The sequence below is a fragment of the Rhodopseudomonas sp. genome (genome assembly GCF_036404135.1).
In the GTDB taxonomy this organism is placed as follows: Bacteria; Pseudomonadota; Alphaproteobacteria; order Rhizobiales; family Xanthobacteraceae; genus Rhodopseudomonas_A.
The window spans coordinates 1-12,905 of the sequence record NZ_DASWPE010000116.1 but is presented as its reverse complement, the minus strand read 5'-3'; the positions used below and the strand labels follow the sequence as shown (position 1 = coordinate 12,905).

12 protein-coding genes are annotated in these 12,905 nt (G+C 66.2%); 11 read left to right on the top strand and 1 reads right to left on the bottom strand.

Annotated features, from left to right (window positions below; genetic code table 11):
* The 5 genes from VGC77_RS14260 to VGC77_RS14240 all read left to right on the top strand — a co-directional run.
* Window positions 1–709 (top strand): transporter associated domain-containing protein (locus VGC77_RS14260; protein WP_331172220.1); only part of this gene is annotated, 709 nt, incomplete at its 5' end.
* The gene (gene lnt, locus VGC77_RS14255; RefSeq protein WP_331172219.1) at window positions 706–2,310 is read left to right on the top strand and encodes an apolipoprotein N-acyltransferase; all 1,605 of its coding nucleotides are present in this window, start codon (window positions 706–708) and stop codon (window positions 2,308–2,310) included. The genes VGC77_RS14260 and lnt, both read left to right, overlap by 4 nt.
* 224 nt (window positions 2,311–2,534) lie before the next feature.
* Complete coding sequence (locus VGC77_RS14250; protein WP_184257737.1) at window positions 2,535–2,951, top strand: helix-turn-helix domain-containing protein; 417 nt, start codon at window positions 2,535–2,537, stop codon at window positions 2,949–2,951.
* 210 nt (window positions 2,952–3,161) lie between these two features.
* Complete coding sequence (locus tag VGC77_RS14245) at window positions 3,162–3,917, top strand: tRNA (guanine(46)-N(7))-methyltransferase TrmB (RefSeq protein ID WP_331172222.1); 756 nt, start codon at window positions 3,162–3,164, stop codon at window positions 3,915–3,917.
* Between the two features lie 108 nt (window positions 3,918–4,025).
* Window positions 4,026–4,418, top strand: a complete 393-nt coding sequence (locus VGC77_RS14240; RefSeq protein ID WP_331172218.1) for an ester cyclase — start codon at window positions 4,026–4,028, stop codon at window positions 4,416–4,418.
* Between the two features lie 19 nt (window positions 4,419–4,437).
* Here the strand turns inward: VGC77_RS14240 and VGC77_RS14235 are convergent, their stop codons facing one another.
* Window positions 4,438–5,526 (bottom strand): DUF2336 domain-containing protein, encoded by a 1,089-nt coding sequence (locus VGC77_RS14235; protein ID WP_331172217.1) that lies wholly within the window; start codon window positions 5,524–5,526, stop codon window positions 4,438–4,440.
* 322 nt (window positions 5,527–5,848) lie between these two features.
* Here VGC77_RS14235 and rimP point away from each other — a divergent pair, with 322 nt between their 5' ends.
* The 6 genes from rimP to truB all read left to right on the top strand — a co-directional run.
* Window positions 5,849–6,634 carry a ribosome maturation factor RimP gene (rimP, locus tag VGC77_RS14230; protein WP_331172216.1) on the top strand — a complete coding sequence of 262 codons (786 nt, stop codon included), beginning with the start codon at window positions 5,849–5,851 and terminating at the stop codon, window positions 6,632–6,634.
* A 2-nt stretch (window positions 6,635–6,636) separates the two neighbouring features.
* A complete protein-coding gene (gene nusA, locus VGC77_RS14225; protein WP_331172215.1) occupies window positions 6,637–8,250 on the top strand; it encodes a transcription termination factor NusA in 1,614 nt (537 codons plus the stop codon).
* A 16-nt stretch (window positions 8,251–8,266) separates the two neighbouring features.
* Window positions 8,267–8,971: an RNA-binding protein gene (locus VGC77_RS14220; protein WP_331172214.1), complete on the top strand. Its 705-nt coding sequence runs from the start codon at window positions 8,267–8,269 to the stop codon at window positions 8,969–8,971.
* 18 nt (window positions 8,972–8,989) lie between these two features.
* Entirely contained in the window at window positions 8,990–11,623 is a 2,634-nt protein-coding gene (infB, locus tag VGC77_RS14215) for a translation initiation factor IF-2 (protein ID WP_331172213.1), read from the top strand.
* A 215-nt stretch (window positions 11,624–11,838) separates the two neighbouring features.
* Window positions 11,839–12,252 carry a 30S ribosome-binding factor RbfA gene (gene rbfA / locus VGC77_RS14210; RefSeq protein ID WP_331172212.1) on the top strand — a complete coding sequence of 138 codons (414 nt, stop codon included), beginning with the start codon at window positions 11,839–11,841 and terminating at the stop codon, window positions 12,250–12,252.
* Between the two features lie 80 nt (window positions 12,253–12,332).
* Window positions 12,333–12,905 (top strand): tRNA pseudouridine(55) synthase TruB (truB, locus tag VGC77_RS14205; RefSeq protein WP_331172221.1); only part of this gene is annotated, 573 nt, incomplete at its 3' end.

The following is a 12,905-nucleotide window of genomic DNA, read 5'->3' as shown; positions in this document are numbered from 1 at the left end:
GCCCGCGCCGCCGGCCCCGCCCGCCAAGGCCGCGACCGCCAAAGCCTCGCCCGCAAAGGCGTCGCGCAAAAAACCCTCGACCAAGGGGCTCGATCTGCGCGCGATCGACCTGAAGACCCCGCTGACCGAGACCGGCATCATCCGCAAGCTGCTCTACGTGCCGCCGTCGATGCGGGCGATCGATCTGTTGGCACAGATGCAGGCCTCGCGGATTCACCTGGCGCTGGTGGTCGACGAGTATGGCGGCACCGACGGCCTGGTTTCGATCGAGGATATCGTCGAGCAGATCGTCGGCGAGATCGACGACGAGCACGACAGCGCCGAGCCGCCGTCGATCGTGCGGCAGCCCGACAGTTCGTTCATCGCCGACGCCCGCGCCAGCCTCGACGACGTCCGCTCGGTGATCGGCGAGGACTTCGTCACCGGCGAGGCCGGCGAGGAGGTCGAGACGCTGGGCGGCTATCTGGTCACCCATGTCGGGCGGCTGCCGGTGCGCGGCGAAGTGATCTCCGGGCCCGGCAACTACGAAATCGAAGTGCTCGACGCCGACCCGCGCCGGGTCAAGCGGCTGCGCATCGGCACCCGCAAGGAACGCCCGGCGCCGCGGCAACGCGAACCGAGGCGGCGCGACGCGCCGAACGAGCCCGGCACGCAGAGCAACGACAATGTCGGCCCCACCGCGCCGGGCGACGGAGCCGGCACGCCGTGACGCTGGCGCGCGGGTTTCGCAGCCTCGGGCTCGGCATCGTTCTGGCCTGGGGATGGAAGCGCGCCGCGATCGCGCTTCTCGCAGGCGCGCTGTCGGCGCTGGCGATGGCGCCGATCAACGCCTGGCTGGTGTTGTTCGTGACCTTCCCGGTGCTGGTCTGGCTGATCGACGGCGCCGGCGCCGGGCGCTGGCGCGGCATCGGCGCGGCGGCCTTGACCGGCTGGTGGTTCGGCTTCGGTTACTTCGTGCCCGGCCTGTATTGGATCGGCTACGCCTTCCTGGTCGACGCGCCGACCTTCGGCTGGCTGCTGCCGGTCGCGGTGTGCGGGCTGCCGGCCTATCTGGCGCTGTTCACCGCGGCGGGCTGCGCGCTGGCGCGGCTGATCTGGACCAAGGATGCGACGCGGGTGCTGGCGCTCGCCGTCAGCCTGACCGCCGGCGAATGGCTGCGCGGCCATCTGCTCACCGGCTTTCCCTGGAACGCGTTCGGCTACGCGCTGACCGAGCCGCTGGCGCTGGCGCAGAGCGCATCGCTGGTCGGGATCTGGGGGCTGACCTTTCTTGCGGTGGCGATCTTCGCCAGTCCCGCGGTGCTGATCGACGACGGCGCCGCGACGCCGCGGCGATGGCTGGCGCCGACCGCGGCGCTATGTGCGCTGCTGGCGATGGCGGCCTATGGCATGATCCGGCTGTCGCTGCAGCCGCCCGCGAATGTCGCCGACGTCCGGCTGCGCATCATGCAGCCCAACTTGCAGCAGGACGTCCGCTTCAACTACGCGGCCAAGGCCGAGGTGATGCGCAAGTACTTGACGTTGTCGGATCGCGCCACCGGACCGCAGACCACCGGCGTGCGCGACGCCACGATTCTGATCTGGCCGGAATCGGCGTTTCCGTTTTTCCTGGCGCGCGAGCCCGATGCGATGGCGCAGATCGCCGATCTGTTGCCGAAACAGACCATCCTGATCGCTGGCTCGGTGCGCGCGCCGGAGCAGCCGCCGGGGATGCGGATTACCCGGGCTTATAACTCGATCTACGCGATCGATCACGACGGCAGCATCCTGGCGATCTACGACAAACTGCATCTGGTGCCGTTCGGCGAGTTTCTGCCGTTCCAGGATCTGATGGAGAAGATCGGCTTCGTTCAACTAACTAAAGTACAGGGCGGGTTTATACCAGGGGATAGGCGGCGCGCGATCGACCTGCCGCACGCGCCGCGGATGTTGCCGCTGATCTGTTACGAAGCGGTGTTTCCCGACGAACTCGGCTCGCGCGAGGGCGTCGGCTGGATCGTCAACCTTACCAATGACGGCTGGTTTGGTATCAGCAGCGGGCCTTATCAACATTTACAACAAACTCGCATGCGCGCCATCGAGCAGGGGCTGCCGATCGTTCGCGCAGCGAACAGTGGTATCTCCGCGGTTATCGATCCGCTCGGCCGCATCGTCGCAAAGCTCGATCTCGGCGTTGAAGGCGTGTTGGACTCCGCGTTGCCGGCAGCGAAGAAACCCACGATCTACGCGCGGTTCGGCAATATTCCGGCGCTGATAATCATCGCGCTCGCGATGATAGTTGTGCTCCGCCGCCGCCTAGCGAACTCCTGACCGATAAGCAGAACTCGTAGTCATGGATAAGTAAAACCGAGTTGTCAGCTTGTCAGTAAGGCAGTGACGACCGGCGCGACGCAAAATCCTTGGCGTTGATCTGCTGAAATTAACCGCAAATCTCATTCAGGTGTTTGCACGGATTTGACGTGGCGATTATTAAAGGCGTATTCCAGTTCGTGCACGCGAATGGTTTTGCGCGCGATTTCCAAGGAGTGCGTTCGATGTCGACTAAAGCGCCCAACCCTGTTGACAAATATGTCGGCAGCCGTGTGCGCATGCGGCGCATCATGCTCGGCATGAGTCAGGAAAAACTTGGCGAAGCGCTCGGGCTGACGTTCCAGCAAGTACAGAAATACGAGAAGGGCACCAACCGCGTCGGAGCCAGCCGCATTCAGCAGATCTCGGAGATCCTGCAAGTGCCGGTGTCGTTTCTGTTCGAGGGTGGCCCCGGCGGTTTGGCCAAGGCTGACGGTTTCGCCGAAGCGGCGTCGCCGGCCTATGTGTCGGACTTTCTCGCCACGTCGGAAGGCCTGGCGCTGACCCGCGCTTTCACGCGGATCACCGACGCCAAGCTGCGTCGGAGCATTGTCGATCTGGTCGAACAGATCGCCTCGCGCGAAGCCCCCGATCAGCGCTGATTGCGCAACGCTTCAGCGTTCAGGATGAACCGCTGAAACGACCAAGCCTTATCGCGCACGCGCGGTTCGGCCCCCCTTCGGCAGCGATCCTGGTGTCGGCTGCCCGCGGCGTTGCGCCGCCCAAGTTGGAATCCCTCCAAACTTTGCTGATTGTGTCCGGACATTGTAGATTCCGCCGGTGCAAATCGGAATCCGCCATTGTCCACCGCCATGACCCTGCCCGAGCCCAGCGACGACCCTGACGACGCCGCGGCGGTGCCGCCCGATCGCGCGTTCTTCGGACGCCGCAAGGGCCACAAGCTGCGCAGCCATCAAGCGGATTTGATCGCGCAGCTGTTGCCGCAACTGTCGTTCGATCTGGCGGCGCCGCCGCCGGCCGCGCTCGCGGCGCTGTTCGTGCCCGGAATCGCCGAGGTCCGGCTGGAGATCGGGTTCGGCGGCGGCGAGCATCTGATCGCCGAGGCGCAGGCGCATCCCGCCACCGGCTTCATCGGCTGCGAGCCCTACGTCAACGGCATGGCGAAAATCCTCGTCCAGATCGAGGCCCGCTCACTCGGCAACATCCGGCTGTTCGCCGGCGATGCCGCCGAACTGCTGGCCTGGGCGCCGCCTTCGTCGCTGGCGCGGGTCGACCTGATCCATCCCGATCCGTGGCCGAAGCGGCGGCACTGGAAACGGCGCTTCGTGCAGCACGCCACGGTGGCGGCGATCGCCCGGGTGCTGCGCGGCGGCGGCGAGTTTCGCTTCGTCAGCGACATCGACGATTACTGCGCCTGGACGCTGGCGCATCTGCTGCGGGCCGCGGAGTTTGATTGGACCGCGCAGCGGGCCTGCGACTGGCAGCTGCCGTTCGCCGGCTACACCATGACGCGCTACGGCCGCAAGGCGGAGCGCGAGGGCCGCCGCGCCGCCTATCTGCACTTTCGCCGCGTGCCGACGCCGGCCGAGCAGGCCGCGGCCGCGTAGACCGCGCGAGCCAGCCCACGGAACCGTTTTGCCGGCTGTGAGGTTTGCCCGGTCAAGCCAATCTCACCGGCCCCCGATGGGCGGGACGCCGTGCCAGGGACAGTCGACGTGACGCAACGCCTGCTCGGCGAGATCTATCGGGACTACATCGCCTGCCTCAATCGGCAGGACTGGCCGACGCTCGAACGCTTCGTCGACGATGCCGTGGTGCACAACAATCGGCAGCTCGGGCTGCGCGGCTACCGCGCGATGTTGCAGCGAAACTTTGCCGAGATTCCCGATCTCGCATTCAACATAGATCTGGTGATCTGCGATCCGCCGCGGCTGGCGAGCCGGCTCTGCTTCGATTGCACGCCGCGCGGAGACTTCCTCGGTGTTGCGGTCAACGGACGGCGGGTGAGCTTTGCCGAAAACGTGTTCTACGAGTTCGCCGAATCCAGAATCGTGCGGGTGTGGTCGGTAATCGACAAAGCCGCGATCGAAGCCCAGCTTGCCGGCTGACGAAGGTGCGGCGCCGGCGCTACGCGCCAGGCTCGCGCAACCGCCAGAAGTTCAGCACCCGCAGCGCCGTGGTCGGCGCCAGCCGTTGGAAGTTCAGCCGCGCCTCTTCGATATCCGGTGCCGACGGCGCCCGGCCCGGGCCGAACCGCAGTCCGATCAGCGCCCGCACCGTCGCCCATTGAATGCCGACCGATTTGCCGAGGATCAAAATCGGGTCCTGGCGTTCGCCCATCAGCAACTGGTCGAGCGTCGCGATCCGCACCCCGGACATCGCCGATAGCGCCGCCACGGTCTCTTCGTAGCGATACGCCTTGGCGAAGCCGAGCAGCGCGGCTTCGGTGAGCCCGCCGTCATTATGCAGCGTGACCACCAAGCGCTGCGCGGCAGTGAAATCCCTCGCCACCGTGACCGAGCGCGAGGTGCTGGCGAGTTCGCCCATCGCCCGGTTGATGGCGATCTTGGCGATCGGCTTGGCGGTCTCGAACAGCCGCCGCCGCACCACGTCGACGGTGACCGACAACAGATCCTTCAGCACCGGCGCCGGCAGGTCCTCGCGCTGGCCGATCGTCACCGCCAGCAGGTCGTCGAGGCCGGCACGCCGCACCAATCCGGAATAGCCGACCGTGGAGAATTTCGCGCCGGCATTGCCGGCCAGCCTGCGCACCACCTCGCCGTTGCCCCGCACCACGATCACCTCGCTCAGCGGCGCCGATACTATCGGCCGCTGCGCGATCGCCAGCAGGTGGGATTGGCCGCGGTCGCGCGCGATGTCGAGCAGGATGGCGTCGTCGATCAGCAACGAGCGGCGCAACAACGGCCCGGCGACGCTGATCTCCTCGTCCTGCGCTAGGCTGCGCAACAGACCCGGCGGCGCATTGCCAAGCGACGCCAGCCGCTCGGACAGCTCGCCGCGGACTTCGGTGCCGGCCTGCGGCACCAGCGTGGCGAACACGCCGTCGAACAAGTTGACGTGATCGGGGTGAAAATTTTCGGCCCCCGCGATGAACAGCTCGGCGATCCGCCGCACCGCATCGGCGCAACGGCAGGGATCGCCCTGTCGGACGATGTCCTCCAAACCGGGCAGCAGCAGGGCATGGGCAAGGGGCATGGGAACACGGTGGCGCGAGTGAATTGTTGAACAAAATCTAGACCATCCGAATGAAGGAAAAGTTAGATTTGCGGCCGGCTCGGGCGCCCCGGCAAATTACCGGCGCCGCCGGCCGTGGGCCTTGCTGCTGGTTGCGCGTTCGGTTATATTCACCGCGAATTTGGTATCTCATACAGGCTGTATTGAGAGTGGGCCCTCCCGGACCCGCTCTTTTTTATTACCTGCAGCACCGCGATGCGGGCGAGATGCCGTGTCCTTCAACCGTCCCCGGCGGCGCCTTAACTCAAAACCAATGCCCGATAGATCGCATTTGACCCTTGATATGACCGACCCGACCGCTGCCGTCGATCTCGAGCTGCTCGCCGAACCGCGGCTGGTGGTGGAGCCCGGCCTCGGCGCGCGAGTCGCTGCGGTCGCGGCGCCGGTGCTGCAGGGCATGGGCTATCGGCTGGTGCGCATCAAGGTGTCGGGCGAACAGGGCTGCACGGTGCAGATCATGGCCGAGCGGCCGGACGGCAGCATGCTGGTCGAGGATTGCGAGGCGATTTCGCACGCGCTGTCGCCGGTGCTGGACATCGCCGACCCGATCGAACGCGCTTATCGGCTGGAAATTTCCTCGCCGGGGATCGACCGCCCGCTGGTCCGCCGCTCCGATTTCGAGCGCTATCAAGGTTACCTGGTCAAGATCGAGATGGCGGTCGCGGTCGGCGGCCGCAAGCGGTTCCGCGGCCTGCTTGGCCCGCTTCAGGGCGACGCCGTGCTGCTGGCGCGCGAGGGCGCCCGCGACGGCGAGGACCCCAACAGCCTGTTGCCGCTGGAGGATATTGCCAGCGCCAACCTGGTGCTGACCGACGAATTGATTGCGGAATCGATGCGCCGCGGCAAGATCGCCGAGCGCGAGATGAAGCGCGAACTCGGCGTCCTGCCGCCGCCCCCGCCGCACGCCAAGAAGAGCGATCCGACCAAGAGCAACGCGCCGAAGGCCAAGCTGCCGAAGGCCAAAGCCAAGTCTGCGAAGAAGCCGCCGCCGACCAATACCAAGGAACACCGGCTCGCCGCCGCCGAACGCAAGCGGCTGGGCCACACCGATCCCACCGAAGGAGACTGAACATGGCCGCTGTCAGCGCCAACAAGCTCGAACTGCTTCAGATTGCGGACGCGGTTGCGCGCGAAAAATCGATCGATCGCTCGATCGTGATCGCGGCGATGGAGGACGCCATCGCCAAGGCGGCGCGGGCCCGTTACGGCTCCGAAACCGACGTCCACGCCGAGATCGACGCCAAGAAGGGCGAGCTGCGGCTGTCGCGCCACATGCTGGTGGTCGAGGAAGTCGAGAATTCGTCGAACCAGATTTCGCTGAAGGACGCCCAGCGCGCCAACCCCGGCGCGCAGATCGGCGACACCATCGCCGACACCCTGCCGCCGTTGGAATACGGCCGCATCGCCGCGCAGTCGGCCAAGCAGGTGATCGTGCAGAAGGTGCGCGAGGCCGAGCGCGACCGGCAATATCAGGAATTCAAGGACCGCATCGGCGACATCGTCAACGGCGTGGTCAAGCGCGTCGAATATGGCAGCGTGATCGTCGATCTCGGCCGCGGCGAAGCCATCGTGCGGCGCGACGAGATGCTGCCGCGCGAAGTGTTCCGCAATGGCGACCGGGTTCGCGCCTATATCTTCGACGTGCGCCGTGAAACCCGCGGCCCGCAGATCTTTCTGTCGCGCACCCACCCGCAGTTCATGGCGAAACTGTTCGCCCAGGAAGTGCCGGAAATCTACGACGGCATCGTCGAGATCAAGGCGGTGGCCCGCGATCCCGGCTCGCGCGCCAAGATCGGCGTGATCTCCCGCGACTCCTCGGTCGATCCGGTCGGCGCCTGCGTCGGTATGCGCGGTTCGCGCGTCCAGGCGGTGGTCAACGAGCTGCAGGGCGAGAAGATCGACATCATCCCGTGGTCGCCGGACATCGCCACCTTCGTGGTCAATGCGCTGGCGCCCGCCGAAGTCTCGAAAGTGGTGATCGACGAAGATCGTGAGCGGATCGAGGTTGTGGTTCCGGACACCAATAACCAATTATCCCTTGCGATCGGTCGGCGCGGGCAAAACGTGCGGCTGGCCTCGCAGCTCACCGGATGGGATATCGACATTCTGACGGAGACCGAAGAATCCGAGCGCCGTCAGGCCGATTTCGAGAACTCCACCCGAGTCTTCATGGAATCGCTGAACGTCGACGAAGTGGTCGGTCAATTGCTGGCGTCGGAAGGCTTCACCTCGGTCGAGGAACTGGCCATGGTCGACGTCCGCGAACTGGCTTCCATCGAAGGCTTCGACGACGAAACCGCCAACGAACTCCAGAGCCGGGCCCGCGAATATCTTGAACAGCTCGAATCCGAGCTGGAAGCCAAACGTAAGGAACTCGGTGTGGAAGACGCTTTGAAGACGGTGCCGGGCGTGACCTCGAAGATGCTGGTGAAGTTCGGCGAGAACGACATCAAGACGGTCGAGGATCTGGCCGGCTGCGCCACCGACGATCTGGTCGGCTGGAGCGAGCGCAAGGACGGCGGCGAGCCGGTCAAGTTTCCGGGCATCCTCGACGCCAACGAGATTTCCCGCGCCGACGCCGAAACCCTGATCATGCAGGCCCGCGTCATCGCCGGCTGGATCACCGAGGCCGACCTCGCCAAGAAGACCGACGACGCCGAGGCGTCCGAAGACCAGCCGGTTTAGGAGTGGTGTCACGCGCATGCTCGCTTCCGCCGACCCGGCAGATCTCGACAACGGACCCCGGACCGCAAGGTCCGGGACCGAGCGGATGTGCGTGGTGTCGCGAGACGTGCGGCCGGTCGACGAGCTGATCCGGTTTGTGGTGGCGCCTACGGGCGAACTGGTTCCCGACCTGAAGCGCAAGCTGCCGGGCCGCGGGCTGTGGGTCACCGCCTCGCACCAGGCGGTGGCCGAGGCGGCGCGACGAAACCTGTTCGCCAAGGGCTTCAAGCGCGAGCTGCGCGGCACCGCGACGCTGGCCGCCGACACCGACGCGCTGATGCTGCGCGGCGTGATCGAGGCCTTGGCGATGGCCGCCAAGGCCGGCCAGGTGGTCAGCGGCTTTTCCAAGGTCGAGGCCGCGCTGACCCAGCGCGAGGCGGTGGCGCTGCTTCATGCTTTAGACGGAGCCGCCGACGGAATCCGCAAACTGGACGCCGTTGCCAGGCAAAATGACCGGATTACGACCGAATCGCAGGAATTCCCCGTCGTGACATTTCTCACTTCGGCTGAATTGGATTTGGCACTCGGGCGATCAAATGTGATACATGCTGCGCTTCTCGGAGGCGCGGCGGGCAACACCTTCCTGTCGCGCAGTCAGATTCTGGTGAAATACCGGCTGGCGGACGACAGCACCACGGCCAATAAATTCACGGCGAAGACTGTGCGGGCACGCACTGCGTAACGAGATTGGGACTGCTGAATGGTTGATACGAAAAATCCTGGCGACAAGACTTTGAGCGTCAGCCCGAGCAAGACCTTGACCCTCAAGCGAGGCGTCGAGCAGGGCACCGTGCGCCAGAGCTTTAGCCATGGCCGTACCAAGCAGGTGGTGGTGGAAAAACGCGGCAAGCGTCGGGTTGGCGGCGACGGCCCGGCCGATGCGCCGGCGGCGCCCGCGCCCGCTGCCGCGGCGAAACCAGCGCCGGTCCGTGCCCCGATGTCGCGCCCGCCGCAGTCGTCGCACCGTGGCGGCGGCTCCGGCGTGGTGCTGCGCACCCTGACCGAGGACGAACGCACCGCGCGCGCCTCGGCGCTGGCCGATGCCAGGATCCGCGACGAGGAAGAACGCAAGGCGGCGGAGGCGGAACTCGCCCGTCGCAACAGCAAGGAAGGCATCGAACAGGCCGAGCGCGAGGCCGCCGAGGCCCGCAAGAAGGCCGAGGAAGAGCGCCATCGGGCCGACGAGGAAGCCAAGCGCAAGGCCGAACTCGAAGCCAAGAAGCGGTTCGGCGAGGAGGAGGCCAAGAAGGCCGCCGCGGCCGCCCCCGCCAAGACCACGGCTTCCGCGACCGCTAAGCCGGCGGTGCCCGGGCGTGCGCCCGGCGTGGCCGCCGATGCAACCGACGAGGATGAAGGTCCGCGGCAGATCCGCCGTGGCCCCGGCGGCGCCGCGCGCCCCGTGGTCGCGCCGAAGCCGACCGCGAAGCCGGCGCCGGCCAAGCAGCGCGGCCGCCTGACCCTGGTCACCGCGCTTTCCGCCGACGACGTCCGCGAGCGCTCGATCGCCTCGTTCCGTCGCCGCACCCAGCGGCTCAAGGGCCATGCCGCCAACGAGCCGAAGGAAAAGCTGATCCGCGAAGTCATCATTCCGGAAGCCATCACTATCCAGGAACTCGCCAACCGTATGGCCGAGCGCGCCGTGGACGTGATCCGGATGCTGATGAAGCAGGGTCAGATGGTGAAGATCACCGACGTGATCGACGCCGACACCGCGCAGCTGATCGCCGAGGAGCTCGGCCACACCGTCAAGCGGGTCGCCGCCTCCGACGTTGAGGAAGGTCTGTTCGACGTCGTCGACGACACCACCGACACCGAGCCGCGTTCGCCGGTGGTGACGGTGATGGGCCACGTCGACCACGGCAAGACCTCGCTGTTGGACGCGCTGCGCCATGCCAATGTGGTGTCCGGCGAAGCCGGCGGCATCACCCAGCACATCGGCGCCTATCAGGTCACCTCGCCGGAAAGCGGCAAGAAGATCACCTTCATCGACACCCCGGGCCACGCCGCGTTCACCGCGATGCGCGCCCGCGGCGCCAAGGTCACCGATATCGTGGTGCTGGTGGTCGCCGCCGATGACGGCGTGATGCCGCAGACCATCGAGGCGATCAATCACGCCAAGGCCGCCAAGGTTCCGGTGATCGTGGCGATCAACAAGATCGACAAGCCCGACGCCAAGCCGGAGCGCGTGCGCACCGAACTGTTGCAATACGGCATCCAGGTGGAATCGCTCGGCGGCGATGTCGTCGACGTCGAGGTTTCGGCCAAGAACAAGACCAACCTCGACAAGCTGTTGGAAATGATCGCGCTGCAGGCCGAACTGCTCGACCTCAAGACCAATGAGGAGCGTCCGGCCGAAGGCACCGTGATCGAAGCCAAGCTGGATCGCGGCCGTGGTCCGGTGGCGACCGTGCTGGTGCAGCGCGGCACGCTGCGGATCGGCGACATCATCGTCGCCGGCGCCGAAATGGGCCGCGTCCGCGCGCTGATCTCCGATCAGGGCGTCACCCTGACCGAAGCCGGCCCCTCGGTGCCGGTGGAAGTGCTCGGCTTCAACGGCCCGCCGGAAGCCGGCGACCGCATGGCGGTGGTCGACAGCGAAGCCCGCGCCCGCCAGGTCACCAGCTACCGCGCGCATCAGAAGCGCGAGAAGTCCGCCTCGGCCGTGTCCGGCCTGCGCGGCTCGCTCGAGCAGATGATGAGCCAGCTCAAGACCACCGGCCGCAAGGACTTCCCGCTGATCATCAAGGCCGACGTGGCGGGCTCTCTGGAAGCGATCCTCGGCTCGCTGGAGAAGCTCGGCACCGACGAGGTCACCGCGCGCATCCTGCATGCCGGCGTCGGCGGCATCTCGGAATCCGACGTCACGCTGGCGGAAGGCTTCAACGCCGCGATCATCGGCTTCAACGTCCGCGCCCATAAGGAAGCCGCCGCGGCCGCCAAGCGCAACGGCATCGAGATCCGCTACTACAACATCATCTACGACCTGGTCGACGACGTGAAGAAGGCGATGTCGGGCCTGCTGGCGCCGACCTTGCGCGAAACCATGCTCGGCAACGCGCTGATCCTCGAGGTGTTCAACATCTCCAAGGTCGGCAAGGTCGCCGGCTGCCGGGTCACCGACGGCTCGGTGGAGCGCGGCGCCAATGTCCGGCTGATCCGCGACAACGTCGTGGTGCACGAAGGCAAGCTGTCGACGCTGAAGCGTTTCAAGGACGAAGTGAAGGAAGTGCAGTCCGGTCAGGAATGCGGCATGGCGTTCGAGAATTACGGCGACATGCGGACCGGCGACGTCATCGAGTGTTATCGCGTGGAGACGATCCAACGCTCGCTGTAAGTCCAAGTCTTACAGCGCGCGGAATCGCCTAGCGCGTTTTGCTGCCTCCCCCTTCGAGACGCCTGGCTTCGCTTTGCGAGTTCAGCCGGGCGCCGCAGGATGAGGACCAAACTCTGACCCTAAGGATCAGAGTTCAAACAACCGCAAACCTCATGATGAGGAGCGCAGTCGTTTCGACTGCGCGTCTCCAACCGTGAGGCTATTGGACATTTACGATGCCGAAACATCATCAAAAGTCCCAGTCGCCCGGCGGCTCGCAGCGCCAGTTGCGGGTCTCCGAAACCGTGCGCCACGCCATCGCCGACATCCTGTCGCAGGGCGGCGTGCACGATCCGGTGCTGGAAGGCCATCTGATCACCGTGCCGGAGGTGCGGATGTCGCCGGATCTGAAGCTGGCGACGATCTATGTGATGCCGCTCGGTGGCCGCGACACCGAGATCGTGCTGACCGCGCTCGAAGCCAACAAGAAGTTCCTGCGCGGCGAAGTGGCGCGGCGCGTTAACCTGAAATTCGCACCCGATCTGCGCTTCCGCGTCGACGATCGATTCGACGAAGCGGAACGGATCGAGAAATTATTGAGAACACCCGCGGTCCAAAAGGACCTTCACCACGATTCGGACGAAACCTGATGAACGAGACCACCGCCACCGCCGTGATCGATCCGCCGAGCGACGAGCCGATCGACGCGACCTCCCCGAATTCGGCCGCGATGGTGTCCGATCCGTTAACGCTGCAGCCCGAGCAGGACGGCGGCGAGCCCGCCGACCGCGCCCCGCGCGGCAACAACGATCCGCGGCAGACCAGCCGCGGCGGCAAGCCGAAGCAGAACGGCCAGCCGCGCCGCGACAAGCGCGACGTCCACGGCTGGGTGGTGCTGGACAAGCCGATCGGCATGACCTCGACCCATGCGGTCGCGGTGGTGAAGCGGCTGTTTTCCGCCAAGCGCGCCGGTCACGCCGGCACGCTCGACCCGTTGGCCTCCGGCGGGCTGCCGATCGCGATGGGCGAAGCCACCAAGACGGTGCCGTTCGTGATGGACGGCCGCAAGCGCTATCGCTTCACCGTGGCCTGGGGCGAGGAACGCGACACCGACGACACCGAGGGCCGCGCCACTGCCACCAGCGAGCTGCGGCCGACCGAGCAGGCGATTCGCGCGCTGCTGCCGCGCTTCACCGGCGAGATCGAACAGACCCCGCCGCAATATTCCGCGATCAAGATCGCCGGCGAGCGCGCCTATGACATGGCGCGCGACGGCGAAGTCGTGCCGCTGGTCCCGCGCCCG

Coding starts and splice junctions, on each gene's coding strand:
- nusA (WP_331172215.1), top strand. CDS start 6,637: ATGGCCGCTGTCAGCGCCAACAAGCTCGAACTGCTTCAGATTGCGGAC.
- VGC77_RS14250 (WP_184257737.1), top strand. CDS start 2,535: ATGTCGACTAAAGCGCCCAACCCTGTTGACAAATATGTCGGCAGCCGT.
- VGC77_RS14220 (WP_331172214.1), top strand. CDS start 8,267: ATGCTCGCTTCCGCCGACCCGGCAGATCTCGACAACGGACCCCGGACC.
- rbfA (WP_331172212.1), top strand. CDS start 11,839: ATGCCGAAACATCATCAAAAGTCCCAGTCGCCCGGCGGCTCGCAGCGC.
- infB (WP_331172213.1), top strand. CDS start 8,990: ATGGTTGATACGAAAAATCCTGGCGACAAGACTTTGAGCGTCAGCCCG.
- VGC77_RS14245 (WP_331172222.1), top strand. CDS start 3,162: ATGACCCTGCCCGAGCCCAGCGACGACCCTGACGACGCCGCGGCGGTG.
- rimP (WP_331172216.1), top strand. CDS start 5,849: ATGACCGACCCGACCGCTGCCGTCGATCTCGAGCTGCTCGCCGAACCG.
- VGC77_RS14235 (WP_331172217.1), bottom strand. CDS start 5,526: ATGCCCCTTGCCCATGCCCTGCTGCTGCCCGGTTTGGAGGACATCGTC.